The organism is Streptomyces marokkonensis (assembly GCF_008312835.1).
Taxonomy (GTDB): Bacteria; Actinomycetota; Actinomycetes; order Streptomycetales; family Streptomycetaceae; genus Streptomyces; species Streptomyces marokkonensis_A.
Genome location: NZ_VSKS01000003.1, coordinates 440665 through 466637 on the forward strand (window position 1 = coordinate 440665; position 25973 = coordinate 466637).

The 25973-nt window shown below is 73.6% G+C and carries 22 protein-coding genes; 19 read left to right on the top strand and 3 right to left on the bottom strand.

Annotation, left to right across the window (positions count from 1 at the left end; translation table 11 throughout):
* Positions 1 to 2 precede the first annotated feature (2 nt).
* From pyrE to F1615_RS07835, 15 genes are all read left to right on the top strand, one after another.
* Positions 3 to 551 carry an orotate phosphoribosyltransferase gene (pyrE, locus tag F1615_RS07765; protein WP_149548115.1) on the top strand — a complete coding sequence of 183 codons (549 nt, stop codon included), beginning with the start codon at positions 3 to 5 and terminating at the stop codon, positions 549 to 551.
* Positions 552 to 734: 183 nt separating this feature from the next.
* A complete protein-coding gene (gene fbaA / locus F1615_RS07770; RefSeq protein WP_149548116.1) occupies positions 735 to 1766 on the top strand; it encodes a class II fructose-bisphosphate aldolase in 1032 nt (343 codons plus the stop codon).
* 58 nt (positions 1767 to 1824) lie between these two features.
* Positions 1825 to 3294, top strand: coding sequence for an MFS transporter (locus F1615_RS07775; protein WP_149548117.1), 1470 nt, complete (start codon positions 1825 to 1827; stop codon positions 3292 to 3294).
* A gap of 17 nt (positions 3295 to 3311) precedes the next feature.
* Positions 3312 to 3725, top strand: coding sequence for a DUF3151 domain-containing protein (locus F1615_RS07780; RefSeq protein WP_149548118.1), 414 nt, complete (start codon positions 3312 to 3314; stop codon positions 3723 to 3725).
* Positions 3726 to 3874: 149 nt separating this feature from the next.
* Positions 3875 to 4705 (top strand): tryptophan 2,3-dioxygenase family protein, encoded by an 831-nt coding sequence (locus F1615_RS07785; protein WP_149548119.1) that lies wholly within the window; start codon positions 3875 to 3877, stop codon positions 4703 to 4705.
* Positions 4698 to 5891: a kynureninase gene (gene kynU / locus F1615_RS07790; RefSeq protein WP_149548120.1), complete on the top strand. Its 1194-nt coding sequence runs from the start codon at positions 4698 to 4700 to the stop codon at positions 5889 to 5891. Before F1615_RS07785 ends, kynU begins: the two co-directional genes overlap by 8 nt.
* Before the next feature lie 160 nt (positions 5892 to 6051).
* Positions 6052 to 6915 carry an alpha/beta hydrolase gene (locus F1615_RS07795; protein WP_149548121.1) on the top strand — a complete coding sequence of 288 codons (864 nt, stop codon included), beginning with the start codon at positions 6052 to 6054 and terminating at the stop codon, positions 6913 to 6915.
* Positions 6916 to 7068: 153 nt separating this feature from the next.
* Positions 7069 to 8073, top strand: a complete 1005-nt coding sequence (locus F1615_RS07800) for an alpha/beta hydrolase (protein ID WP_149548122.1) — start codon at positions 7069 to 7071, stop codon at positions 8071 to 8073.
* Positions 8070 to 9257: an acyltransferase family protein gene (locus F1615_RS07805; protein ID WP_149548123.1), complete on the top strand. Its 1188-nt coding sequence runs from the start codon at positions 8070 to 8072 to the stop codon at positions 9255 to 9257. The genes F1615_RS07800 and F1615_RS07805 overlap by 4 nt, the downstream gene beginning before the upstream one ends.
* Positions 9250 to 10572: a sensor histidine kinase gene (locus F1615_RS07810; protein ID WP_149548124.1), complete on the top strand. Its 1323-nt coding sequence runs from the start codon at positions 9250 to 9252 to the stop codon at positions 10570 to 10572. The genes F1615_RS07805 and F1615_RS07810 overlap by 8 nt, the downstream gene beginning before the upstream one ends.
* The gene (locus F1615_RS07815) at positions 10569 to 11234 is read left to right on the top strand and encodes a response regulator (RefSeq protein WP_149548125.1); all 666 of its coding nucleotides are present in this window, start codon (positions 10569 to 10571) and stop codon (positions 11232 to 11234) included. The genes F1615_RS07810 and F1615_RS07815 overlap by 4 nt, the downstream gene beginning before the upstream one ends.
* A gap of 101 nt (positions 11235 to 11335) precedes the next feature.
* Positions 11336 to 12673 carry a sensor histidine kinase gene (locus F1615_RS07820; RefSeq protein ID WP_244328667.1) on the top strand — a complete coding sequence of 446 codons (1338 nt, stop codon included), beginning with the start codon at positions 11336 to 11338 and terminating at the stop codon, positions 12671 to 12673.
* Complete coding sequence (locus F1615_RS07825; RefSeq protein WP_149548127.1) at positions 12670 to 13335, top strand: response regulator; 666 nt, start codon at positions 12670 to 12672, stop codon at positions 13333 to 13335. Before F1615_RS07820 ends, F1615_RS07825 begins: the two co-directional genes overlap by 4 nt.
* 40 nt (positions 13336 to 13375) lie before the next feature.
* Positions 13376 to 14599 (top strand): cytochrome P450, encoded by a 1224-nt coding sequence (locus tag F1615_RS07830; protein ID WP_149548128.1) that lies wholly within the window; start codon positions 13376 to 13378, stop codon positions 14597 to 14599.
* Positions 14600 to 14686: 87 nt separating this feature from the next.
* Positions 14687 to 15280 carry a Uma2 family endonuclease gene (locus F1615_RS07835; RefSeq protein WP_149548129.1) on the top strand — a complete coding sequence of 198 codons (594 nt, stop codon included), beginning with the start codon at positions 14687 to 14689 and terminating at the stop codon, positions 15278 to 15280.
* A gap of 13 nt (positions 15281 to 15293) precedes the next feature.
* Here the strand turns inward: F1615_RS07835 and F1615_RS07840 are convergent, their stop codons facing one another.
* Together F1615_RS07840 and F1615_RS07845 are read right to left on the bottom strand one after the other, a co-directional pair.
* Positions 15294 to 16898, bottom strand: a complete 1605-nt coding sequence (locus F1615_RS07840) for an ABC transporter permease (RefSeq protein ID WP_149548130.1) — start codon at positions 16896 to 16898, stop codon at positions 15294 to 15296.
* Entirely contained in the window at positions 16895 to 17806 is a 912-nt protein-coding gene (locus tag F1615_RS07845) for an ABC transporter ATP-binding protein (protein WP_149548131.1), read from the bottom strand. Before F1615_RS07845 ends, F1615_RS07840 begins: the two co-directional genes overlap by 4 nt.
* Positions 17807 to 17910: 104 nt before the next feature.
* Between F1615_RS07845 and F1615_RS07850 the strand changes: the two genes are divergently transcribed.
* Positions 17911 to 18408 (top strand): GbsR/MarR family transcriptional regulator, encoded by a 498-nt coding sequence (locus F1615_RS07850; RefSeq protein WP_149548132.1) that lies wholly within the window; start codon positions 17911 to 17913, stop codon positions 18406 to 18408.
* Between the two features lie 31 nt (positions 18409 to 18439).
* Here the strand turns inward: F1615_RS07850 and F1615_RS07855 are convergent, their stop codons facing one another.
* Positions 18440 to 19300: a diacylglycerol kinase family protein gene (locus F1615_RS07855; RefSeq protein ID WP_149548133.1), complete on the bottom strand. Its 861-nt coding sequence runs from the start codon at positions 19298 to 19300 to the stop codon at positions 18440 to 18442.
* 185 nt (positions 19301 to 19485) lie between these two features.
* Between F1615_RS07855 and F1615_RS07860 the strand changes: the two genes are divergently transcribed.
* From F1615_RS07860 to F1615_RS07870, 3 genes are all read left to right on the top strand, one after another.
* Entirely contained in the window at positions 19486 to 20769 is a 1284-nt protein-coding gene (locus tag F1615_RS07860) for an adenylosuccinate synthase (RefSeq protein WP_149548134.1), read from the top strand.
* Positions 20770 to 20973: 204 nt separating this feature from the next.
* The gene (locus tag F1615_RS07865; protein WP_149548135.1) at positions 20974 to 21432 is read left to right on the top strand and encodes an effector-associated constant component EACC1; all 459 of its coding nucleotides are present in this window, start codon (positions 20974 to 20976) and stop codon (positions 21430 to 21432) included.
* A 4-nt stretch (positions 21433 to 21436) separates the two neighbouring features.
* Positions 21437 to 25966 (top strand): caspase, EACC1-associated type, encoded by a 4530-nt coding sequence (locus tag F1615_RS07870; RefSeq protein ID WP_149548136.1) that lies wholly within the window; start codon positions 21437 to 21439, stop codon positions 25964 to 25966.
* The last annotated feature ends 7 nt before the right edge of the window (positions 25967 to 25973 follow it).

A 25973-nucleotide genomic window follows, 5' to 3' on the forward strand; every position in this document is an offset into this window, starting at 1 on the left:
GCATGACCGACACACGCGGCGCGCTGCTGCAGCAGATCAAGGACAAGGCCGTGGTGCACGGCAAGGTGACCCTCTCCTCCGGTCTGGAGGCCGACTACTACGTCGACCTGCGCCGCGTCACCCTCGACGGCGAGGCCGCCCCGCTGGTCGGGCAGGTGCTGCTGGACCTGACCGCGGAGCTGGACTTCGACGCGGTGGGCGGGCTGACCATGGGCGCCGACCCGGTCGCGGCCGCCATGCTGCACGCCGCCGCCGCGCGCGGCCGCCGTCTCGACGCCTTCGTCGTGCGCAAGGCCGCCAAGGCCCACGGGCTCCAGCGGCGCGTCGAGGGCCCGGAGATCAAGGGCCGCCGGGTCCTCGTCGTCGAGGACACCTCCACCACCGGCGGCTCCCCGCTGACCGCCGTCGAGGCCGTGCGCGAGGCCGGCGCGGAGGTCGTGGCCGTCGCGACCATCGTCGACCGGGCGACCGGAGCCGCCGAGAAGATCCAGGAGGGCGCCGGGGTGCCGTACCTGTTCGCCTACTCCAAGGACGAGCTCGGCCTCGACTGATCCGCCCGGCCGCCCGGCCGTCCGGCCGCCGGTCCGACATCACCGCGATAACGACTCGGCCTGCACCGTCGACCAGTCGGCCACGTCTGGGAAGATGGGGCCGACAATGACGTCGCAGCCAAGGTTCCAGGTCAGGGCCGACAGTACGCAGTACGCCACACCGCACGCATAAGGAGCGGACAGATGCCCATCGCAACTCCCGAGGTCTACAACGAGATGCTGGACCGGGCGAAGGCAGGAAAGTTCGCCTACCCGGCCATCAACGTCACCTCGTCCCAGACCCTGCACGCGGCACTGCGCGGCTTCGCCGAGGCGGAGAGCGACGGCATCGTCCAGATCTCGACGGGCGGCGCCGAGTTCCTGGGCGGCCAGCACAGCAAGGACATGGTGACCGGCGCGGTCGCCCTGGCCGAGTTCGCGCACATCGTCGCCGAGAAGTACGACGTCAACATCGCCCTGCACACCGACCACTGCCCGAAGGACAAGCTCGACGGGTACGTGCGTCCGCTGCTCGCGGTGTCCGAGGAGCGCGTCAGGGCCGGCCGCAACCCGCTGTTCCAGTCCCACATGTGGGACGGCTCCGCGGAGACCCTCGCGGACAACCTGAGCATCGCCCAGGAGCTCCTCGAGCGCGCCCGCGCCGCGAAGATCATCCTCGAGGTCGAGATCACCCCGACCGGCGGCGAGGAGGACGGCGTCTCGCACGAGATCAACGACTCCCTCTACACCACGGTCGACGACGCCGTCCGCACCGCCGAGGCCCTCGGCCTCGGCGACAGGGGCCGCTACCTGCTCGCCGCGTCCTTCGGCAACGTGCACGGCGTGTACAAGCCGGGCAACGTCGTACTCCGTCCCGAGCTGCTGAAGGAGCTCAACGAGGGCGTCGCCGCCAAGTACGGCAAGCCGGCCGGCTCCCAGCCGTTCGACTTCGTCTTCCACGGCGGCTCGGGCTCCTCCCCGGAGGAGATCCTCACCGCGCTGGAGAACGGCGTCGTGAAGATGAACATCGACACGGACACCCAGTACGCGTTCACGCGTCCGGTCGCCGACCACATGTTCCGCAACTACGACGGCGTCCTGAAGGTCGACGGCGAGGTCGGCAACAAGAAGACCTACGACCCGCGCACCTGGGGCAAGCTGGCCGAGGCGTCCATGGCGGCCCGCGTCCTCGAGGCCTGCCAGAACCTGCGCTCCACCGGCACCCGCCTCAAGTAGCACGACGCGTCGAGCCCGGCACCCGCCGCGGTGCCGGGCTCTTCCGTATGCTCGCCGCATGCCCGACGTCCGGCTGGCCTCCCCGCAGGGCAGGTGGATCCTGCTCACCACGGTCCTCGGCTCCAGCATGGCCCTGCTCGACTCGACCGTGGTCAACGTCGCCCTCCCGCGCATCGGCCGCGCTCTCGACGCCGACCTCGCCGCCCTGCAGTGGACCGTCAACGCCTACATGGTCACGCTGGCCGGGCTGATCCTGCTCGGCGGGGCGCTCGGCGACCGGTTCGGGCGGCGCAAGGTGTTCGTCATCGGGGTGCTGTGGTTCGCCGCGGCCTCCCTGTTGTGCGGCCTCGCCCCGAACGCCGGCGTCCTCATCGCCGCCCGGGCCCTCCAGGGCGTCGGCGGCGCGCTGCTCACGCCCGGCTCGCTCGCCCTCATCCAGGCGTCCATCCACCCCGACGACCGGGGCCGCGCGGTGGGCCTGTGGTCCGGCTTCGGCGGGATCGGAGCGGCGGTCGGCCCGTTCGTCGGCGGCTGGCTGGTGGACGGGCCCGGCTGGCGCTGGGTGTTCCTGCTCAACGTGCCGCTCGCCCTGCTCTGCGCCCCCGTCGCCCTGCGCCACGTGCCGGAGTCGGCGGGCGGGAAGGCCGAGGGCCGGTTCGACGTCCTCGGCGCGGCGCTCGGCGCGGTCGCCCTCGCGCTGGTGACGTACGCGCTGATCGAGGCCGGCGAGGGCTCCCTCGTGGTCACCGCCTCGGCCGTCGCCGGTCTGGCCGCCGCGGTCGCCTTCGTCCTCGTCGAGAAGCGCCGCCCGGATCCCATGATGCCGCTCGACATCTTCGCCTCCCGCCAGTTCTCGGCGGTCAACGTGGTCACCCTGTGCGTCTACGCGGCCTTCGGCGGCTTCTTCTTCCTCGCCGCGCTCCAGCTCCAGGTCGTCGTCGGCTGGTCCGCGCTCGCCGCCGGCACGGCCCTGCTGCCCACGACCGCGTTGATGCTGCTGCTCTCAGCCCGGTCGGGGGAGCTCGGCGACCGGATCGGCCCGCGCATCCCGCTCACCGCCGGGCCGCTGCTGTGCGCGGCCGGGATGCTGCTGATGCTGCGCGTCGGACCGGGCGCCTCGTACGCCGCCGACGTGCTGCCCGCGCTGCTGGTGCTCGGCCTCGGCATGGTCACCCTGGTGGCGCCGCTCACCGCGACCGTCCTCGCCTCCGTGGACACCGCCCGCGCGGGCCTGGCCAGCGGCATCAACAACGCCGCCGCCCGCGCCGCCGGCCTGGTCGCGGTGGCCGCGCTGCCGCTGCTCACCGGGATGGGCCCGGAGGCGTACCGCGTTCCGGACGCCTTCGACGACGCGTTCCGCCGGGCGATGGCGCTGTGCGCCGGCGTCCTGGTGATCGGCTCCGCCGTCGCCTTCGCGACGGTACGCCGCCCCGCACCGGACTGCTGCCGGCCGGAGTGCCGCACCCACGGCAGCGTGGCGGTGCCTCCGCTGGAGGCGGGGAGGCGGCGCGGGAGCCGGGCGCGCTGATGTACGAGACTGGGACCATGTCCATTCACGAGAACCTCCTCGGGGGCCCGCCCCCCACCCACCTCCCCGACGACCCCGGCCCGCGCGAGCTGCTCGCCTCGGGCACCACGCCCGCCGACGTCGCCGCCAAGTATCCCACCTCCTCCCTGGCCTGGGCCCGGCTGGCCGACGAGGCGTTCGAGCGGGGCAGCGTCGTGGAGTCCTACGCGTACGCCCGCACGGGCTACCACCGCGGACTGGACGCGCTGCGCCGCAACGGCTGGAAGGGCCACGGCCCGGTGCCGTGGGATCACGAGCCCAACCGGGGCTTCCTGCGCGCCCTGCACGCCCTCGCCCGCGCCGCGCAGGCGATCGGCGAGCAGGAGGAGTACGAGCGCTGCGCGCAGTTCCTGAAGGACTCCTCCCCGACGGCGGCCCAGGTCCTGGGCTGAGCCGTGACCTGTCCGGGGCCCGCCTGTGAGCAGGCGGGCCTTGCGGTTCCGGGGGACGATTACGCAGGATGCACCGTGGGGACCGGGGCCCCCGTGCCGGTAACGGCAGGGGCGGACCGCTACCCGGAGTACACATGCAGGAGACAGCGATGTCCCACGAGGCTCACGAGCCCGAGACCCCGCATCTCGACTTCCAGGGAACGACTCCCTACGAGGACTACGTCAAGGCCGACGTCCTCACCCACCTCCAGCACACCCTCTCCGACGATCCCGGAGAGATGGTCTTCCTGGTCACCACCCAGGTGATGGAGCTGTGGTTCACCGTCATCGTCCACGAGTGGGAGACCGCGGCGAAGGCGCTGCGCGAGGACGACGTCCCGACGGCGGTCGACGCGCTGAAGCGGTCCGTGCGGGAGCTGGAGGCGCTGAACGCCTCCTGGAAGCCGCTGAGCGGGCTCACCCCCGCGCAGTTCAACTCCTACCGCGGCGCGCTCGGCGAGGGCTCGGGCTTCCAGTCGGCGATGTACCGGCGCATGGAGTTCCTGCTCGGTGACAAGTCCGCGTCCATGCTGGTCCCGCACCGGGGCGCGCCGCGCGTGCACGCCGAGCTGGAGAAGGCGCTGCACGAGCCGAGCCTGTACGACGAGGTGCTGCGGTTCCTCGCGCGGCGCGGGCACGCGGTCCCGGAGGAGGTGCTGCGGCGCGACGTGTCGCGACGGTACGAGCCGTCGCCCGAGGTGGAGTCGGTGTGGACCGCCGTCTACTCGGGTGACGAGCGGGACGAGGTGGCACGGCTCGGCGAGGCGCTGACCGATGTCGCCGAGCTGGTGTGGCGCTGGCGCAACGACCACCTGGTCGCCACCCGCCGCGCGATGGGCGCCAAGACCGGCACGGGCGGCTCCGCCGGGGTGGCCTGGCTGGAGAAGCGGGCGCAGAAGAGCGTGTTCCCCGAGCTGTGGACGGCGCGGTCCTATGTCTGAGCTCGCGGCGAAGGCCCAGAAGCTCGACGGGGCCGACGAACTGGCCGCCAAGCGGGCCGAGTTCGTGCTCGACGACGTGGTCTACCTGGACGGCAACTCGCTGGGCGCGCTGCCCGCCGCCGTCCCCGGCCGGGTCGAGGACGTGGTGCGCCGGCAGTGGGGCGAGCTGCGGATCCGGTCCTGGACGGAAGGCGGCTGGTGGACGGCGCCGGAGCGGATCGGCGACCGGATCGCGCCGCTGGTCGGCGCGGCGGCCGGGCAGATCGTGGTCGGTGACTCGACGAGTGTCGGCCTGTTCAAGGCCCTGGTGGGCGCGGTGCGTCTGGCGCGGCCGGCGGATTCCGGGCGGGACGAGATCGTGGTCGACGCGACCACGTTCCCCACGGACGGCTACATCGCCGGGTCGGCGGCCCGGATGACCGGCTGCACGCTGCGCCCGGTGACCCCGTCCGAGGTCCCCGGCGTGCTCGGTGACCGCACGGCCGCCGTGTTGCTCAACCACGTCGACTACCGCACCGGCCGGCTGCACGACCTGCCGTCGCTCACCGCGGCCGTGCACGCGGCGGGCGCGCCGGTCGTCTGGGACCTGTGCCACAGCGCGGGCGCGCTGCCGGTCGGCCTCGACGAGCACGGCGTGGACCTGGCGGTCGGCTGCACCTACAAGTATCTGAACGGCGGCCCCGGTTCACCGGCGTTCCTGTACGTGCGCGCGGATCTGCAGGACCGCTTCGACTCCCCGCTGCCCGGCTGGAACTCCCATGCGGAGCCCTTCGGCATGCGCCCGGAGTACGAGCCGGCGGCGGGCGCGGTGCGCGGGCGGGTCGGCACCCCGGACATCCTCTCCATGCTCGCCCTGGAGGCGGCGCTGGAGGTCTGGGACGGCGTGACGGTCGACGCGGTCAGGGCCAAGTCGCTGGCGCTGACGGACTTCTTCCTGGAGTGCGTCGAGGAGTACGTGCCCGCGGGCCGGGTCGAGTGCGTGACGCCGCGCGCGCACGCGGAGCGGGGCAGTCAGGTCGCCCTGCGCTGCCCGGACGCGGGTGACGTGATGGGGCGGCTGATCGAGCGGGGCGTGGTCGGCGACTTCCGCCACCCCGACGTGCTCCGCTTCGGCTTCACCCCGCTGTACGTCGGCTTCGCGGACGTGGAGCGGGCGGCGCGGGTGCTGGCGGAGGTGCTGGCGTAGTCCGGGGCCGGGGGCGTCGTCGTACGGCGTCGCCCCCGGCCCGCTGACCGAGCGTGACATCCCCATGTCGGGGCACGTGGCCGCCCTGATACCGTCCCGGCCAAACGGCCGCGTTCCCGCCCGGTCCGTCACCTACGTTGTACCGCTGAGAGGTTGGAGCATGACGGACGACGCCGCAGCCGCCCGGGCCGCCGCCGAGGAGGAGTCGGCCCTCTCCCACCCGCCCGTGGACCCCGACGCCACGGTGACGTACGGCGACGACCCGGACCAGCTGATCGACCTCTACGTGCCGCGCGGGGCGGGCGGTCCCGCGCCCGTCGTCGTGGTCCTGCACGGCGGTGCCTGGCGTGCGCCCTACGACCGGCGCCACATCAGCCCGTTCGCGGCCTTCCTGGCCGGCCGTGGCTTCGCGGTGGCCAGTGTCGAGTACCGGCGCGGGGAGCCGGGCGGCGGTGCCGCGGTCGCCGGGCGGTGGCCCGGCACCTTCGACGACGTCGCCGCCGCGCTGGACGCCCTGCCCGCCCTGGTCCGGGAGCACCTGCCGGGGGCCGACCCGCGCCGCGTCGTGCTCACCGGCCACTCGGCCGGCGGCCACCTGGCGCTGTGGGCCGCCGCCCGGCATCTCCTGCCCGCCGACGCCGCCTGGCGCACGGACGGTCCCCCGTCCCTGCGCGGTGTCGTCGCCCTCGCCCCGATCGCCGACCTCGCGGTCGCCGACAAGCTCGGCGTGTGCGGTGGCGCGGTGCGCCAGCTCCTGGGCGGCGAAGACCACTTCACCGCGCGTCTGGCGTACGCCGACCCCGCGCTGCTGCTTCCCACCGGGATCGCCACCACCCTCGTGCAGGGCCGCACCGACATCGACGTGCCGCAGGCGGTCGCCGAGTCGTACGCGGAGGCCGCGGCGAAGGCGGGGGAGGTGGTGGGGGTGACGCTGCTGGAGGACGTCGGGCACTTCCCGCTGATCGATCCGGCGGCGGACGCGTGTGCGGTGGTGGCGGAGGAGATCGCCCAGCTCGCCTGGTGAGCCCCTCTTCCGGGCCGCGGCCGGTCATACCCGTAGTACCTCGGAGCTACCCCGCGAGTGAGTCCCCCGGTGGGACGCGGGTTACTCGAGTGGATCCGTAACTTCCCTTCCTGGTGGGCCCGATGGCCGGGCTGAGGGGGAGGTACGACCACGATGGGGCGGTGGCGCAGGGGCGGGGGCGGTCGTGGGAGCGTCGGCGGCCGTGGTCGCCGGGGTGGGCGGTGGTGGCGTGGTGCTCTCGCGGTGCTTGTCGCCGGGGCGGTGGCTGTGCCCCTCGCCGGGGCGGCTCGGCCGCAAGTGCCCGCGCCGGGGCCTGCCGTGCTCGCGGCGCCTTCCGCGGCGACCCTCGGCTCGGCCTACGCCGCCAACCGGGCCAACGCCCTGGAAGCGGCCCGTATGGCCGCCGAGTACGGGGACCGGCGGCGGGCCGGCGTCGAACGTGTCTTGTCCGGAAGGCAGTTGCTGCACTTCGACGGGCGCGGGACCGGACGGGTCACCGAGGTGCTCGGTGACCTCGCGCGCGCCGGCCGGGTCGCCGTCCTCGTCCCCGGATCCGACACCGGTCTCGACACCTACGGCCGGTTCCGCGCCGCCGCCCTCGCCCTGCACGCGCGCCTCGCCGACGAAACCCCGGACGGCACCCGCACGGCGGTCGTGGCCTGGCTCGGCTACGAGACCCCCGGCACCCTCGGCACCGCCGTCGCCACCACCGACCGCGCGGAGGAGGCCGCACCCGGACTCCGCGCGCTGGTCCGCGACGTGCGCGCCGTCGCGGGACCGCGCGCCCGTGTCTCCCTCCTCTGCCACTCCTACGGCTCCGTCGTCTGCGCCGAAGCCGCCGACGGCCTCGACGTCGACGACATCGCCCTCCTCGGCAGCCCCGGCACCGGCGCCGACACCGCCGCCGGCCTGCGCACGCGGGCCAGGGTCTGGGCCGCCCGGGGCGCCGACGACTGGGTGGAGAACGTCCCCCACCTCAGCGTCGGCCTCCTCGGCACCACCGTCGGCTTCGGCACCGACCCCGTCTCCCCGGCCTTCGGCGCCCGCGTCTTCGCGGCCGGCGCCGGCGGCCACAGCGACTACTTCGCCCCCGGTTCCGTCTCCCTGGCCAACCTCACCCGGATCGTCCTGGGCGACACCCGGGCGGTGACCTCATGAGTCGCCTCACCACCGCGATACGGCGCTCCGCCGCGCGCGTCGACGCGGCCACCCCGCCCCACCGCGACCGCGCCGTGGACGCCCTGCGCGCCCTCGCCATCCTCGGTGTCGTGCTCGGCCACTGGCTCGTCACCGCGCTCGTCTCCGACGGCCGCACCCTGCACACGGCCAGCCCGCTCCAGCACATGCCGTGGCTGGCCCCGGTCTCCTGGGCGTTCCAGACGCTCGGCGTGTTCTTCCTGGTCGGCGGCCATGTCGCGACCCGCGGGTACGCCTCGGCCCGTGCCCGTGGCGTCCCGTATTACCGCTGGCTGCGGGACCGGCTGACCCGGCTGTTCAAGCCGGTCGCCGCCGTCCTCACCCTGTGGACGATCGTCACGGCCGTGCTGCTGCTCTCCGGCGCCGAGTACGCGACCGTCCGCGCTCTGGCGAAGCTCGCCCTGTCCCCGCTCTGGTTCCTGCTGGTCTTCGCCGCCCTCACCGCCGCGACCCCGCTCCTGACCCGCCTGCACCCGCTGTGGCCGCTCGCCGTCGTCCTCCACGTCGACCTGCTGCGCTTCGGCCTCGGCGCCCCCGACGGGCTCGGCTGGCTGAACCTGGCCGCGGGCTGGCTGGTGCCGTACACCCTGGGCGCCGCCTGGACCCGGGGCGAGCTGGAACGGCGCAGGTCCGGCCGGCTCCTCCTGGTCGCCGGTACGGCGGCCACGGCCGCGCTCGTCGCCTTCGCCGGCTACCCGGCGTCGATGGTCGGCGTCCCGGGCGCCGAGGTGTCCAACCTCAACCCGCCGACGCTCGCCGCCGTGACGTTCGGCCTCGCCCAGTGCGGGCTGGCGCTGCTGCTGCGGGAGCGGCTGCGCGGCGCGATGCGCCGGCCCGTCGCGTGGGCGGCGGTCGCGCTGGTGAACCTCTGCGCGATGACGGTCTTCCTGTGGCACCAGACGGCCCTCATGGCGACCACCGCCACCGCCCTGCCCGCCGGGCGCCTGCCCGGTCTGCACACCGTCCCGGACGGCCTCGGCTGGGTCGCCGCCCGGCTGGTCTGGCTGCCGGTGTTCGTCCTCGCCCTCGCCGTCTGCGTGTCCGCGTTCCGGTCCTGGGAGCGGGGCGGTGGAGGGCGGCGGCGCGGACGGTCCCGGGTGGTCCGCGCCCACCGGCCGGCGACGGAGGACGTACGGCATGTCTAGGCTGAACGGCGTGACGAACACGGGGGCGGGGCTCGTCCGGCAGTGGCTGGGCGTACTGCGGGACGACCTGGTGACGATGCGAGCGGACCCGCTGCCGCCGTCCCTCTGGGTGCGCTGGCTGCCGCACGGAGTGGTGTGCCTGGCGGCGTTCGGCATCCTCGTCGGAGACCTGGACCACCTCCTGGGGGAGGGAAGGCTCCCTCAGGAGGGCTCCGTGCTGGTCGCGGCCGGGCAGAGCGGTGCGGTCGTCCTCGCACTGCGGCGCCCGGTTCCGGCACTGTGGTTGTCGCTCGTCGCCTCGCTGGCGGGTGCCGTCCTGCTGCGCCGCATGCTGATGGCCGGCCAGATCGACGGTTTCCAGTGGCCCTGGACCCCCTGGGGGATCGCGGCCCACCTGCTCATCCTGTTGCTGCTCGCCCTGCGGGTCCGCACCCGCGTGTCCGTCGCGGCACTGGCTCTGACGGCACTGCTCACCTATGTTCTCCAGGGCCTCTGGGGCGCGTGGAACTACTCACCCACCGGCCAGACCGCCGTCATGCTGTTCGCCGTTGCCGTCGTCCTCGGCACCGCCCTGCGCGGCCGCCGCGAGGCCCGCGCGGAGCTGGTGCAGCAGACCACGCTCACCGCCGAGGAACGCGCCCGCCGCACCCTCCTGGAGGAACGCAGCCGTATCGCACGGGAGTTGCACGACGTGGTGGCCCACCACATGTCGGTGATCTCCATCCAGGCCCAGGTCGCCCCGCACCTCGTGCCGGAGCCGACGGACGAACTCAAGGAGAACCTCGCCGGCATCCGCCAGAACGCCGTCGAGGCGCTGACCGAACTGCGCCGCGTGCTGGACGTGCTGCGCTCCGAGCACGCCGCCCCCGGCGAGCGCTCGGACGCTCCGCAGCCCACCCTCGACCGGCTGGAGGCGCTGGTGGAGAACACCCGCGCCGCCGGACTGACCGTCACCACCGAGATCACCGGCGAACGGCGCCCGCTGCCGCCCGGCGTGGAACTGTCGGCGTACCGGATCGTGCAGGAGGCGCTGAGCAACGTCCTGCGGCACGCGCCCGGCGCGACCGCGCACGTCACCCTGGCCTACGATCCGCGGGGGCTTCGGGTGGAGGTCGTCAACACCGGCCCGGCCCGTGAGGCTCCGCCGTCCTCCGGCGCCGGGCACGGGCTGCTCGGCATGCGGGAGCGGGCCGTGATGCTGGGGGGCAGGCTGACGGCCGGCCGCTGGTCGGGCAGGGGCTACAGGGTCGACGCCTACCTCCCGGTCTCCGCCACGCCCGCTTCCGAACCCCTTCCTCAGGACGGCACCGCATGATCCGCGTACTCGTCGCCGACGACCAGCAGATGGTCCGGCAGGGCTTCACCGTGCTGCTGAACACGCAGCCCGACATCGAGGTCGTCGGCCAGGCGGTGAACGGAGTGGACGCGGTCGCGCAGGTCGCCGAACTCACCCCGGACGTCGTCCTGATGGACATCCGCATGCCCGAACTCGGCGGTATCGAGGCCACCGACCGCATCACCACCGCCACCCCGCACATCAAGGTGCTCGTCCTGACCACCTTCGACCTCGACGAGTACGTGTACGAGGCGCTGCGCGCCGGGGCGTCCGGCTTTCTGCTGAAGGACGCCTCCGCCGACCAACTCGCAGAAGCGGTAAGGGTGGTGGCGGCGGGTGACGCCCTGCTCGCACCGGGCGTCACCCGGCGCCTGATCGCCGAGTTCTCCCGGCTGGACCCCCGGCCCCGCAGCACCCCGCCCCGACAGCGCGTCGGCGAGCTGACCGAACGTGAGACGGAGGTGCTCGCGCTGATCGCGCAGGGCCTGTCGAACGCGGAGATCGCCGTACGGCTGGTGGTGGCCGAGCAGACCGTGAAGACGCACGTCGGCCGCATCCTGGTGAAACTGGGCCTGCGGGACCGCACCCAGGCCGCGGTGTTCGCGTACGAGTCGGGGCTGGTGCGCCCCTCCGGGTACTGAGGGGCACCCCGGGTGCGGCCTGCGTAGTACCTGAGACGGACGCCCCGGAACCCGTCTCAGCGGGGACGACCGCGACCACCCGGTCGGCCTACGGTGTGAGCGTGACCGAGACGACGCACCAGCAGCACGGAGCCGGGACCCGCAGCCCGGAGTACCGGCTGGCCCAGAATGCTTTGCGGGGACTGCGCCGGGATCTGTTCCAGGACCCCTTCGCATACCGCCCGCTGCCGCCCCGGAACACGGACGGCCCGTTCGTCCGCAGGCTGCCCGGCAGGCTGCGGACGGCCGCGCAGCACCTCCCGCACGCGGTGGTGGGTGCGGTCGCGCTGCTCGCTCTGGCCGTCGGTGCGCTGTCGAGCGGGCTGCCCGGCGGTGACGTACCGGCCCTGCTGAGCGGGGTGCTGTGTGCGCTGCCTGTACTCGCCACACTCGTCCGGCCGGTCGGCGCCTTCTGGCTGTCGCTCGCCGTGACCCCGGTGGTGGCGATTCTCTACGGCAACGGCCTGGAGTGGCCGTGGATGCCCGGCGCGTTCATCTCCCACCTGGCGGTGCTGGTCGTCGTGGCGCTGCGCACCCGGCCCCGCACCGCCGTCTGGATGTGGGTGCTGACCTCCGCGTACGCCTTCCTCTCGGACGTCGTCTTCGGCGGGTCGTACTACTACACGAACAGCGGCCCCATGATGGTGACGTCCGCCTTCGCCCTGCTCGTGGTCTCCCTCTGGCACGTCCGGCACACCGCCCAGCAGGAGGTGACCGCCCAGCAGACGGTGACGGCGCGCGAACGGTCCCGGCGGACGCTGCTGGAGGAGCGCACCACCATCGCCCGCGAGCTGCACGACGTGGTCGCCCACCACATGTCCGTGGTCGCCATCCAGGCCGAGGCCGCGCCGTACCGGGTGGAGAACCCGCCGCCGGAGCTGGAGCGCGCCTTCGCCACCATCCGGGAGAACGCGGTGGCCGCCCTCACCGAGCTGCGCCGCATCCTCGGCGTGGTCCGCGCGGAGGACTACGAGGCCCCGGACGCCCCGCAGCCCACCCTCGGCGACCTGGACGCCCTGCTCGTCAACGTGCAGGGCGCCGGTCTGGAGGTGGAGAAGGTGGTGACCGGCGCGGTGCGGGAGCTGCCGCAGGGCGTGGAGCTGTCGGCGTACCGGATCGTGCAGGAGGCGCTGAGCAACAGCCTGCGGCACGCGCCCGGCGCGAGCGCCCGCGTCGAGATCGGGTACGTCCTGGGCGGCCTCGGCGTGCGCGTCGTCAACGGTCCGGCGCCCGAGCCCAGCCTGGTGAAGCCCTCGCCCGGAGCCGGTCACGGCATCACGGGCATGCGGGAACGGGTCTCCATGCTGGACGGCGAGATGACGGCCGGCCCCACCGACGACGGCGGTTACGAGGTCGCCGTGTTCCTGCCGGTCGCCACGGTGATCGAGGGTGACGCATGACCATTCGCGTCCTGATCGCGGACGACCAGATGATGGTGCGCGAGGGCTTCTCGGTCCTGCTGGGCGCGATGCCGGACATCGAGGTGGCCGGTGAGGCCGTCAACGGCCGGGAGGCGGTCGAGCGGGTCCGCGAGCTCGCCCCCGACGTCGTCCTCATGGACATCCGCATGCCCGAGCTGAACGGCATCGAGGCGACGCGGGAGATCGTCGCCGCCGACGGCGCGGCGAAGGTGCTGGTGCTGACCACGTTCGACCTCGACGAGTACGTGTACCAGGCGCTGCGCGCGGGTGCCTCCGGCTTCCTGCTGAAGGACGCCTCGGCCCGTCAGCTCGCGGACGGGGTGCGGGTCGTCGCGGCCGGGGAGGCGCTGCTCGCGCCGACGGTCACCAGGCGCCTGATCACCGAGTTCTCCAAGCTGTCCGAGGCGCCGCGGCTGATGCCGTCCGCGCAGGCGGCGTACGGCGACCTGACCGAGCGGGAGACGGAGGTGCTGGTGCTGATCGCGCAGGGCCTGTCGAACGCGGAGATCGCCGGGCGGCTGGTGGTCGCCGAGTCGACGATCAAGACGCACGTCAGCCGGATCCTGGTGAAACTGGGCCTGCGGGACCGCACCCAGGCGGCGGTGTTCGCGTACGAGGCGCGGCTGGTGACGCCCGGCTGACCCCCTGGTCAGGGGCCGGTTTCCGGGCTACCGTCCGTCCATGGCAGCCCTTGACGACCTCGCCTTCGACCCGTGGGACCCCGCGTTCGTCGCCGACCCCTACCCGGCCTACGCCGAGCTGCGGGAGCGGGGCCGGGTGCGGTACTTCGAGCCGACGGACCAGTGGCTGGTCGCGCACCACGCGGACGTCTCGGCGCTGCTGCGCGACCGGCGCCTGGGCCGGACGTATCTGCACCGCTTCACCCACGAGGAGTTCGGCCGCACGCCGCCCCCGCCGGAGCACGAGCCGTTCCACACCCTCAACGACCACGGCATGCTCGACCTCGAACCGCCGGACCACACCCGCATCCGCCGCCTGGTGTCGAAGGCGTTCACCCCGCGCACGGTGGAGCGCCTCGGGCCGTACGTGCGCGACCTCGCGGCGGACCTGGTGTCCGCGCTGGTCGAGGCGGGCGGCGGTGACCTGCTCAAGGACGTCGCCGAGCCGCTGCCGGTGGCGGTGATCGCCGAGATGCTGGGCATCCCGGAGGCGGACCGGGCGCCGCTGCGCCCCTGGTCGGCGGACATCTGCGGGATGTACGAGCTGAACCCGTCCGAGGAGGCGGCGGCGAGGGCGGTCCGGGCGTCGGCCGAGTTCTCGGACTACCTGCGCGACCTGATCGCCGAGCGCCGCGAGAACCCGGGCGACGACCTGATCTCGGGCCTGATCGCCGCCCACGACGAGGACGACGACCGGCTCACCGAGCAGGAGATGATCTCCACCTGCGTGCTGCTGCTGAACGCGGGCCACGAGGCGACGGTGAACTCCACGGTCAACGGCTGGTGGGCCCTGTTCCGCAACCCCGGCCAGCTGGCCGCCCTGCGCGCGGACCACACGCTGGTGCCCTCCGCCGTGGAGGAGCTGATGCGCTACGACACCCCGCTCCAGCTCTTCGAGCGCTGGGTGCTCGACGAGATCGAGATCGACGGCCAGGCGATCCCGAGGGGCGCGGAGATCGCGATGCTCTTCGGCTCCGCCAACCACGACCCGGCGGTCTTCGCCGACCCCTCCCGTCTGGACCTGACCCGCCGGGACAACCCCCACATCTCCTTCAGCGCCGGCATCCACTACTGCATCGGCGCGCCGCTGGCCCGCATCGAGCTGGCGGCCTCGATGCGGGCGCTGCTGGAGAAGGCGCCGACGCTGCGGCTCGCGGCGGAGCCGCAGCGGAAGCCGAACTTCGTGATCAGGGGCCTGGAAGGACTGGCCGTGGAGCTGGGGTGATCACCCGTTCGGCTGATCACCGGCCGATGTCCGGTGAGGGACGTGGATGGCTCGTCAAGCTGGTGTCCGCCTGCGGAGGGGGGCACCATGACGGTTATGGCAGAACGCGCGTCATCCCGGTTGTCGGTGGACATGTTCGAGCGGATCGCCGAGTTCGCCGAGCGTGAGGACGAGACCGTCAGTTTCGAGTTCATCAACGGACGGATCGGGCTCAGGAAAGTGACGAACGGCAATCACGGCGCGATCATCATGTGGCTGCTCCGTCAGTGCATGCAGGCCAGGCCCGAACTCGATCTCAGCCCTGTGCAAGGGCTGAAGGTGGAGTCCTACCGCAAGGGCAGGGCCCGGCCGGACGCGGTGCTCGCCCCCGTCGCCCACTTCGCGGGGCAGGGGGACTGGGCGGACACCAACGGCGTGCTGATGGCGGTGGAGGTCACCTCCTTCGACTCGGACACGCACAACCGCGACCGTGTGGAGAAACCTCAGGCCTACGCCGAAGCCGGAATCCCCGTCTACCTGCTGATCGACCGCGACCGTCGCTCGGTCCTCGTGCACAGCGACCCGGACCCAGAGGTCGGCTACCGGAACGTCCAGAAGCGTCAGCTGGGCAAGAGGGTCGTGCTTCCGGAGCCCGTCGGCATCGAGCTGGACACCGAGGAGCTCAAGCAGTACGTGGACTGACGGCCACCACCCGTCACGCGGTCATGTCCCTGCGCCGCAGCCCGGCCAGCCCCGCCGCCACCAGAGCCGCCGCGAGCGCCGTGAGCAGCAGCACCGGGGGCCACGCCATCTCCCCGCCCGGCAGCTTCGGCAGATGGCCGAAGGGCGACAGGTCCAGCACCGCCCGCGGTACGTCCAGCGCCGGGCCGACCCAGCCGATCAGCAGCACCGCACCGGCCACGCCCCACGCGCCCGTCGCCGCCCCGGGCGCCAGCCCGTACAGCAGCACCGCGACCCCGCCGATCACCCACACCGCCGGTACCTGCACCAGGCACGCCGCCAGCAGGGAACCCGCACCCTCGCCGTGGCCGAGGGCGAGCCCCGCCCCCGCGAGCAGCATCAGCAGCACCGTCCCGCCGAACGCCACCACCAGGTGCCCGGCGGCCCAGCGCAGCCGTCCGACCGCCCCCGCGAGGACCGGTTCGGCCCGCCCCGAGGTCTCCTCGCCGTGCAGCCGCAGCACCGACGCCACGACGTACAGGGCGGCCACCAGGCCGAGGATCCCGGTCATCGCCGCGAGGAACGCGTCGGTCAGCCCGGACTGCCCGCCCATCCGGCGGAAGACCTCCCGGGCGCCCTCGTTGTCGCCGACCAGATCGGCCGCCCCCTCGGCCATCCCGCCGTACACCAGCCCGGCGAGCAGGAACCCGACGCTCCAGCCGAGCACGCCGCCCCGCTGCAACCGCCAGGCCAGCGCCCCCGCGCCGCCCAGCCGCCCGGCGGCCGGTCCCGGACGGCTCGGCAGGAAGCTCATGCCGAGGTCCCGGCGGCCGGCGAGCGCGTACGCCACCGCCCCCTGGACCAGCGCCGCCCCCGCGAGCAGCCCCAGCACCCACCACCGTTCACCGGTGAACGCCCGCAGGTTCGTCAGCCAGCCCAGTGGTGACGCCCAGGTCAGCGGCGACGAGCCGTCGTCCGTCGCGGAGTCGCCCGCCGCCCGCAGGACGAACGCCGCCCCGAGCGCCGCCGCCGTCAGCCCCCGCGCGAGGCGCGCGCTCTCCGTCAGCTGGGCCACGATCGCCGCCGTCGTCGCGAACACCATGCCCACGCCCGCGATCCCGAGCCCGAACGCCAGGGCGCCCGCCGCGCCCTGCCCGGCCAGTCCGGCCGTCACCAGCAGCGCCAGCACCCCGTTCGCGACGGCCGCCGCGAGCAGCGCCGCCGTCAGCGAGGCCCTGCGCCCGACCATCCCGGACGCCACCAGCTCCTGACGCCCGCTCTCCTCCTCGTCCCGGGTGTGCCGTACGACGACCAGCAGTCCGACCACGGCGGCCAGCGCGCCCGCGTACACCCCGGTCCGCCAGGCGGTCAGCGCGCCGAGGGAGTCTCCGAAGACGGGGCCGACCATCGCGCGCAGCGAGGAGTTGGCCGCCATCCGGCCGACCAGGTCGGCGCGTTCGGCCGGTGTGCCGTACAGGCCCTTGAGCGTGTTCGGCATGGACAGCACCATGAGCGCGTTCACCCCGACCCAGACCGGGATCATCACCCGGTCCCGGCGCAGGGCGAAACGCACCAGGGTGCCCGTGCCCGCGAGCTGCCGTGAGCTCGCGGGCCGTACGGCGAAGGCCGGGGCGCTCATCGGACGGTCACCCCGCCCTCGGCGGCCTCGTCCTGGTAGTGCCGCAGGAACAGCTCCTCCAGCGTCGGCGGGGTGGACGTCAGCGACCGCACGCCCGACTCGCTCAGCGAGCGCAGCACCGCGTCGAGCTTGTCGGTGTCGACCTGGAGCCGCACCCGGTGCCCTTGTATGTCCAGGTCGTGCACGCCGGGCAGCCCGGCGAGCCCGCCCGGCGGCCCGGCGAGTTCGGCGCTCACGCTCGTGCGGGTCAGATGGCGCAGCTCGGCGAGCGAACCGCTCTCCACGGTCCGCCCCTTGCGGATGATGCTGACCCGGTCGCACAGCTCCTCCACCTCGCTGAGGATGTGCGAGGACAGCAGCACGGTCCGTCCGCGTTCCCGCTCCTCGGCGACACAGCGCTGGAAGACCTCCTCCATCAGCGGGTCGAGACCGGACGTCGGCTCGTCCAGGATCAGCAGGTCGACGTCCGAGGCGAACGCGGCGACCAGGGCGACCTTCTGCCGGTTGCCCTTGGAGTACGTACGGCCCTTCTTCGTCGGGTCCAGCTCGAACCGCTCGACCAGCTCGGCGCGGCGGCGCGGGTCCAGACCCCCGCGCAGCCTCCCGTACAGGTCGATGACCTCGCCCCCGGAGAGGCTGCGCCACAGTGTCACGTCACCGGGGACGTAGGCGATGCGGCGGTGGATCTCCACGGCGTCCGTCCACGGGTCCCGGCCCAGCACCTGGGCGGCTCCGGAGTCGGCGCGCAGCAGGCCGAGCAGGACGCGGATGGTGGTCGACTTGCCGGAGCCGTTGGGTCCGAGGAAGCCGTGGACCTCGCCGGTGCCGACACTCAGGTCGAGTCCGTCCAGGGCGTGCGTCCGGCCGAAGGACTTGTGCAGCCCGGACACGGTGATGGCCTTCGTCATGGTTCGCAACGTACGCGAGCTTCAGAAAGTTGTGAAGTTAAGGAAGTGTATAAATCGCGGGCTAGACTGATCCATGGCGCCTGAGCAGGGGAGATGATCGGACCATGGCGGAACCGCGCGGGACGGCCCGGGACCCGGAGGCGGTCTCCCGGTTCGTGGAGCACTTCGCGGCACAGCTGGTGGAGGCCGGCCTGCCGCGCATGCCCGCCCGCGTGTTCGCGGCCCTGCTCGCGTCCGACACCGGCCTCCTGACCTCCGCCGAGCTGGGCGGACAGCTCAGGATCTCCCCGGCCGCGGTCTCCGGCGCGGTGCGCTATCTGGCGCAGCAGCACATGGTGTCCCGGGAGCGCGAGCCCGGATCGCGCCGGGAGCGGTACCGGGTCCACGGCGACCAGTGGTACGAGGCCCTCACCAACCGCGAGGCCGTCATCCGCCGCTGGGAGGACGCGCTCCGGGAGGGCGTCACCAGCCTGGGGGAACAGACGCCGGCGGGCCGCCGGCTGGCGGAGACGCTGGCCTTCCTCGAGTTCGTGGAGAAGGAGGTCGAGGCGATGATGGAGCGCTGGCGGGCCCACCGGGAGGAGCGGTTCGGGCGGGGGTGACGGGCGCGGGCCCGCGGACCCGGCGCACCCGCTACTCCGCCGGCAGGACCAGCCCCCACGCCGCGTCCCGCACCACCCACGTCCGCGTCCGCACCGGCCCCGACACCACCGCGTCCGCCCGGTAGCGGAAGTGCGCGCCCGACACGGTCACCGTGCGGCCCTCGGCCGACAGCGGGGTCGCCTCGGCGCCCACCGACACCGGTCGCACCTCGACCCGGGCCGACCCGGAGGCTGAGGGGACGACCGAGACGCCCTCCACCGGCTGCCGCAGGTCCACGAGCGTCTCCCCGTCGACCTCCACCCGCAGCCGCGCCGGCCCCGCCGCGGGTGCGGAGACGGCCCCCGGCGGCCTGGCCGGCACCAGGGTCCGCACGAGGCCGCGCAACCAGGGACGGCCCGCGCCGGACGCCTCCCGCATCCGGGTGAGGCCCCCGACCGGCGGGATCCGCAGCGCGCCGAGCACCACCCCGTCGCTGTCGTCCACCAGGAGGTCCATCCGCTGCTCGGCCCCGTCCAGCACCGCCCGGGCCGCCGCCACCGTTCCCGTGGGCACCCCCAGCGACCGGGCGAGGGAGACCGCGCCGCCCACCGGCACCAGCGACAGCGCGCATCCGGCCAGCTCCCGCCGCCGGTGCAGCAGCGACACCGTCCGCACCAGGGCCCGGTCGTCGCCGACCACCACCGGCCGCCGCGCCCCGCGCCGTGCCAGCGCCCGGGCGAACTCCTCCGGGCCGTCCGGCAGACACACCTTCGTGCCCGCCGCACCCGCGCTCAGCACGTCTTTCGCGATCCGGACGGACTCGCCGTCCGCCCGTCGGGCGACCGGATCGATGACCACCAGGAGCTGATCGGACGTCGCGGAAAAGGTCCTGGAAGTCGCCACCTCGGCCATGCCTCGCTTCCTCGGGTAGCATCTTTGTGCAAGAGCCCCTTGCGCTATTGCGCCAGGGGCTTCGTCTATTCCGGGGCATCCGGTCCGACGGTTGGCGGCCAACGGTGGTCGCGGTGCACGCGGCGGTGATCCTCCGTGTGCGCCCCTGACCTTGGACATGCCCCGCCCGGAAGGGGTGTACGCGCGTGCCCGCACTTGTGCTGCTCGGTGCTCAGTGGGGTGACGAAGGCAAGGGAAAGGCGACGGACCTGCTCGGTGGTTCCGTCGACTATGTGGTGCGCTACCAGGGCGGCAACAACGCCGGCCACACGGTAGTCGTGGGTGACCAGAAGTACGCCCTCCACCTGCTCCCTTCCGGAATCCTGTCTCCCGGCTGCACGCCGGTCATCGGTAACGGCGTCGTCGTCGACCCGTCGGTCCTGCTCTCCGAGCTGAGCGGTCTGAACGAGCGCGGCGTCGACACGTCCAAGCTCCTGATCAGCGGAAACGCGCACATCATCACGCCGTACAACGTGACGGTGGACAAGGTGACCGAGCGCTTCCTCGGCAAGCGCAAGATCGGGACCACGGGCCGGGGTATCGGCCCGACCTACGCCGACAAGATCAACCGCGTCGGCATCCGGGTCCAGGACCTGTACGACGAGTCGATCCTGACCCAGAAGGTGGAGGCGGCCCTCGACGTCAAGAACCAGATGCTCACCAAGCTCTACAACCGGCGCGCGATCGCCGTGGAGCAGGTGGTCGAGGAGCTGCTGGTCTACGCGGACAAGCTCGCCCCGTACGTCGCCGACACGGTGCTGGTGCTGAACCAGGCGCTGGAGCAGGACAAGGTGGTCCTCTTCGAGGGCGGCCAGGGCACGCTCCTCGACATCGACCACGGCACGTACCCCTTCGTCACCTCGTCCAACCCGACCGCGGGCGGCGCCTGCACGGGCGCGGGCGTGGGCCCGACGAAGATCAGCCGTGTCATCGGCATCCTCAAGGCGTACACGACCCGCGTCGGCGCCGGCCCGTTCCCGACCGAGCTCTTCGACGAGGACGGCGAGGCCCTGCGCCGTATCGGCGGCGAGCGCGGCGTCACCACCGGCCGCGACCGCCGCTGCGGCTGGTTCGACGCGGTGATCGCCCGCTACGCCACCCGCGTCAACGGCCTCACCGACTTCTTCCTCACCAAGCTCGACGTCCTCACCGGCTGGGAGCAGATCCCGGTCTGCGTGGCGTACGAGATCGACGGCAAGCGCGTCGAGGAGCTGCCGTACTCGCAGACCGACTTCCACCACGCGAAGCCGGTCTACGAGATGCTGCCGGGCTGGAGCGAGGACATCAGCAAGGCGAAGTCCTTCTCCGACCTGCCGAAGAACGCCCAGGCCTACGTCAAGGCCCTGGAGGAGATGTCCGGCGCCCCGATCTCCGCGATCGGCGTGGGTCCGGGCCGCGACGAGACGATCGAGATCAACTCGTTCCTCTGAGTTCTCCTTCCCCGGGATCCGGAGGTCCGGACGTCGGAAGCGGGACGGCCGGCCGGTGCACCGCACCGGCCGGCCGTCCCGCTTCCGCAGGCCCGGGGCACTCCTGAACATGTCCGCAAGTTCTCTACTCCCGGCGGACGTCGGCTTGTTAGCGTCGGGTGGCCGAGTGGCGATCGGGTGCGGCCGTTTTTCAGGAGGAGCAAGGTGCGAGTCACTCTGTCCGTGGACGTGGGGGCCGGGGAACGGGCCGTGGGTGCCGGCGACGGGCTGTACGAGTGGCTGCGGCAGGATCCGCGGCTGCGCGGGCTGGTCCGGCGCGAGACGCCGGTGAGTCCTCCGGCGGGGGCGATGGGCGCGTGGAGCGAGCTGGTGACGCTGTTGCTCGCGCCGGGCGGTCCGACGGCGGCCGTGGGGGCGGCCGTCGTGGTGTGGCTGCAGAACCGGCGCGGCAACCAGACCGTCACCGTCAACCTGCCGGACGGCACCCAGGTCGTCGTCGCGTCGGAGAAGGTGCGAGGACTGGACTCCGCGGGCAGCTCCGAGGTGGCCGAGCGGATCGCCCGTGCCCTCCAGCAGCCCGACGGGACGGGCGGAGCCGCCGGCACGAACGGTGGCGGCACCGGCGCCGGCGGGGCGGACGCCGCCGGCGGGGCGAGCCGCTGACGCCGTGGCGCCACGGCCTCCCGGACTGACCGGCGCCGGCGCTCACGCCGTCGTCGTCGGCGTCGGCACCCACCCCGGCGACCTGCTGCACGACCTGCCCTCCGCGGTCCGTTCCGCCCGCGCCCTGGCCGAGGCCCTGCGTACCGAGTGCGGGATGGGCGACCGGGTGCGGCTGCTGACGGACCCTGCTTCCCCGAGCGAGGTGCTGCAGGCGCTGACCGAGGCCGCCGACCGGGCCGCCCCGAACGAGGAGCGGTACGACGCCGGTGTCGTGCTGTTCGTCCACGTCGGCCACGGGCTGCGCGGCCCGGGCGGGCGGCTGTATCTGGCGACGGCGGCCACCAAGTCGCTCACGGACACCGCGCACAGCGTGCCGTACTCCGAGGTCGAGCGGTATCTCGGCGACGCCGCCGCGGACCCGGTGGTGATCCTCGACTGCTGCTTCGCCGGCAACGCGCGGGAACCGGGGCGTCCGCCCGCGTCCGACCCGTTCGCCGGCGCCCGTCCCGACGGCAGTTACCTGCTGGGGTCCGCGCTGCCCGGCACGGTGGCCTACGCCCCCGAGGACGCGGAGTACACCCTCTTCTCCGGCCTGCTGCTGGAGCTGCTGCGCGAGGGTGACGCGGGCGGGCCGCGGTGGCTGACCACGGGCAGCGTGTACCGGCTCCTGGACCAGCGGCTCCAGGGCGTCGCCGCCCGCCCCCACGGTGGCGGCACCGCGCGCATGGCGGAACTCGTCCTCACCGCGAACCGCCGCTACGCCCCCGCCACGGGGGAGGACGAACCCGCGCCCGCCGACCCGGACGCGGTGTGCCCGTACCCGGGGATCCTGCCGTTCCTGCCCGAGCAGCACCACCTGTTCTTCGGCCGTGACGAGGTGACCCGGCGGCTGCTGGACCGGGTGCGCGGAACCCGGCCCGGTGAGCCGCTGCTGGTCATCGGCACCTCCGGGGTGGGCAAGTCCTCGCTGCTGCGGGCCGGGCTGACCGCCGCGGCGGAGGAGGCGGGGCCGGGGCCGGTGCGGATCGTGCCCGCGCCGGGCACGCGGCCGCTCGACGCGGTGGCCGAGGCCTGGTCGGCCGCCGTGGGACGGCCGCCGGCGGACGTATTACGGGACCTCGAGCGGGGTAGCTTCGGCCCGCCGGGGACCCGTCCGGCTCCCGGCGTCCTGGTCGTCGACCAGCTGGAGGAGTGCGTCACCCACGCCACCGGCGCGGACGAGCGCCGCCGCCTCGCCGCGGTGCTCGCCGCCACCGACGGCCCCCGGATCGTGCTGGCGCTGCGCGCCGACTACCTCGACGACGTCCTCAAGGACCCCCACCTGGCCCCGTTCGCGGAGCGGGGCCACTTCACCGTGCCCGCGATGGGCGACGGCGAGATCGAGGCGGCGATCACCGAACCGGCCCGGTACGCGGGGCTGACCTGGGAGGAGGGCGTCCCGCGGATCCTGCGGCGGGAGGTCAACGAGGAGCGGGGGGCGGGGGCGGGCGACGCGGCGGCGCTGCCGTACCTCGCCCACGTGCTGCGGGAGATCTGGCTGCGCCGGCGCGGTGCGACCCTCACCTACGCCGCGTACCAGCAGGCGGGTGGCATCCGGGAGGCCGTCGCCCGCACCGCCGACGAGATCCACGACGGGCTCGACGCGGCGGGCCGGACCCGGCTGCGGGCCCTGATGCTGTCGATGGTGCACGTCGCCGATGGCGAGGGCAGGCTGGTCCGGCGCCGGGTGCCCCGCGAGGAGCTGACCGGCGCGGGCGATCTGCTGCGGCGGCTGTCCGACGCCCGGCTGGTCGTCGTGGACGAGCACGGCGGGGCCCGCCTGGGGCACGACTCGCTGCTGCACGCCTGGAAGCCGCTGACCGCGTGGATCGACGAGGCGCGGGACGATCTGCTGAGGCTGCGCCGGCTCACCGCCGCGGCGGAGGGCTGGGACGAGACGGGGCGCCGGGCGAGCGGGCTGTACGCGGGTGACGCCCTGGAACGGGCACGGGAGCTGACGGACCGGGCGGCGGGCCCCGCGCCGGTCCCGGTCCCCGTGGTGGTCCGGGACTTCGTGGCCGCCGGTGAGCGGGCGCGACGGCGCCGGCGGGCCGTCACGCGTGCCTGGACCGCGGGTCTGTCGGCGCTGGCGCTGGTGGCGACGACCCTCGCCGGATGGGCGCTGTACGAGAACGGGCAGGCGGCGAGCCGGGAGGAACGGCTGATCGCCCGTGAGATCGCCGCCCGCGCCGCCGCCGTACGCGCACACGACCCGCAGACGGCGCTGCGGCTCAGCCTGGCCGCGTACCGCACGGCGGAAACCCCGGAGACGCGCGCCGCCCTGTACGAGTCCGCCATGACCTTCGCCCCGGTCCATCTCACTCCGGAGGAAACGCACCGCGAGCCCGTCCTCAATGTCGCCTGGCGGGCCGACGGCGAGGTCCTGGCCGCGAGCCACCGCGGCGGCCGGGTGCAGTTGTGGGACACCACCGAACCGGCTGTTCCCGTCAAGGCGGACCGCATCGCGGCGGGAGGCACGGTGGCCGTGGCCGCGCATCCCGAACGGCCCCTGCTGGCCGCTCAGTCGGCGGAGCGGCTGACGGTGTGGGACATCGCGGACCCGCGCGAACCCAAGCGGCTGGCCGACGTGCCGGTCACCGGCGGAACGACGTACTCCGTGGCGTTCAGCGAGGACGGCAGGACCCTCGCCGCGGGCAGCGCGGAGGGCCGCTTGCGGCTGTGGGACATGAGCGACCCGGACCGCCCCGCGCTGCGCGCCGAGCGGACGGTGGTCGACGCGGACCTGGTCTCCGTGGCGTTCACCCGCGACGGACACCACCTGATCACCGGGAACGGCCACGGTGAGGGCTCGAGTGCCGCGCCCGCGCAGGTGCGGCTGTGGGACGTCGCGGACCCGGCGCGTCCCGTGCTGCGGGACACGGAGAGGGCGAAGACCCTCATCACGGTCGGCACGCACCCACGGCGCGATCTGGTGGTGGCGGTCGGCGGCGGTTCGACCGTCGCCTGGTGGCGGCTGTCGGACGACGGACGGGAACTGCGGCGGGTCCCGATGGACGACTTGGCGGACTCCTGGGGCACGGCGGACGATGTCCGCTCGCTGAGCTTCAGCAGAGACGGCCGTTTCATGGCGGGAGCCGTCCAGGGAAGCGGCGTCATCAGGATGCGGACGGACGCGAAGACGTCGGTCCTGGCGAACGACCCGCCGATGTTCCCCCGCCACCCGGCCGGGGAATCCGTCCAGTCGGTCGCCTACCGCCCCGACGGCGACTGGCTGGCGGCGGGGGAGACGGACGGCGAGGTGCGGCTGTGGACCCGGAGCGCCTGGGCGCCCTCATTCCCGGGCTCCGTGCCCCGGGGGCATCCGGCCGGGGCGTCGGCGTTCAGCGCGGACGGCACCCTGGTGCTGACGGAGACCGAGAACGCCGACGGCGACTCGATCACCCAGGTGTGGGACATCGGCGATCCCCTCAGGCCCAGGCTCCGGTACACCCTCCCCGAGGAATGGGAGGCCCGGTACTTCCTGACCAGTGGCGAGCGTCCCGTCCTGCTGGCACACCGGTGGACGGGCGGACAGGACCATGTCTTCCAGCTCTGGGAGTTCGGCGAGACCGGGCCGCCGAAGAGGGGCGGCAGTGTGCCGCTCACCGCCCAAGCCCCCCGTGCCGTCGTCAGCCCCGACGGCCGTCTGCTGGCCGTCGGCTCCCAGCAGGAGCCCGAGGTCGCCCTGTGGGACGTGACGGACCCGGCGGAACCGTCGCGCAGGGGCGCCGTCGCGGCCGAGATGGGTGGTGGCCTGGGCTCGTCCGGGGACCTCTGGTTCGCGGGGCCGCACTCGCTGGTGACCGTCGAGAAGGGTGAGGACCTGAGGTTCTGGAACGTCTCCGACCCGGATGACCCCCGCAAGGGCGGGAAGATCGAGGGAGCGGCGCTCGAGGAGGGCGCGGGGTACGTCACCGACTCGCAGTTGCTCATCACGGAGGACACGACGGACGAGATCCGGCTCTGGGACCTCTCCCGGCCCGCGGCCCCTCGGGAGGCCGGGCGGCTTCCCGCCGCTCCCGGCGGCTACTTCCCCACCGGGAAGGACGAACTGGCGACCGCGCTCAGCAACGGCACCCTCGACTTCTGGGACGTCTCCGACCCCGACGACCCCCTGCGGAAGGACGGCGGTGTCCGTCTCGACCGAGCCGTCACCTCACTGAACCTGACCTCGGACGGGCGCCATGCCGTGACCAGCCCCCCGTACCGCCTCTGGAACCTGGGACCGGAGGGCCGCTGGACGACCCCGGAGTTCGTGACCCTGGAGGAAGCCAAGGACGTCCTCGTACCGCCCACCGGCGCGCGGTGGATGGCCGTCGTGCGGGAGGGCGACGATGTCTACAACTCCCTGCGCGACCGCACCACCTTCGTCCTCGACCTCGACACCGGCCGTCTCCACGACCAGATGTGCGGAAAGTTCCCGCTGAGCGTCCCCGAGGACCAGTGGGAGGCCCTGTTCCCGCACCTGGAGCACCGGCGCTCCTGCGACGGGTGATCCACCG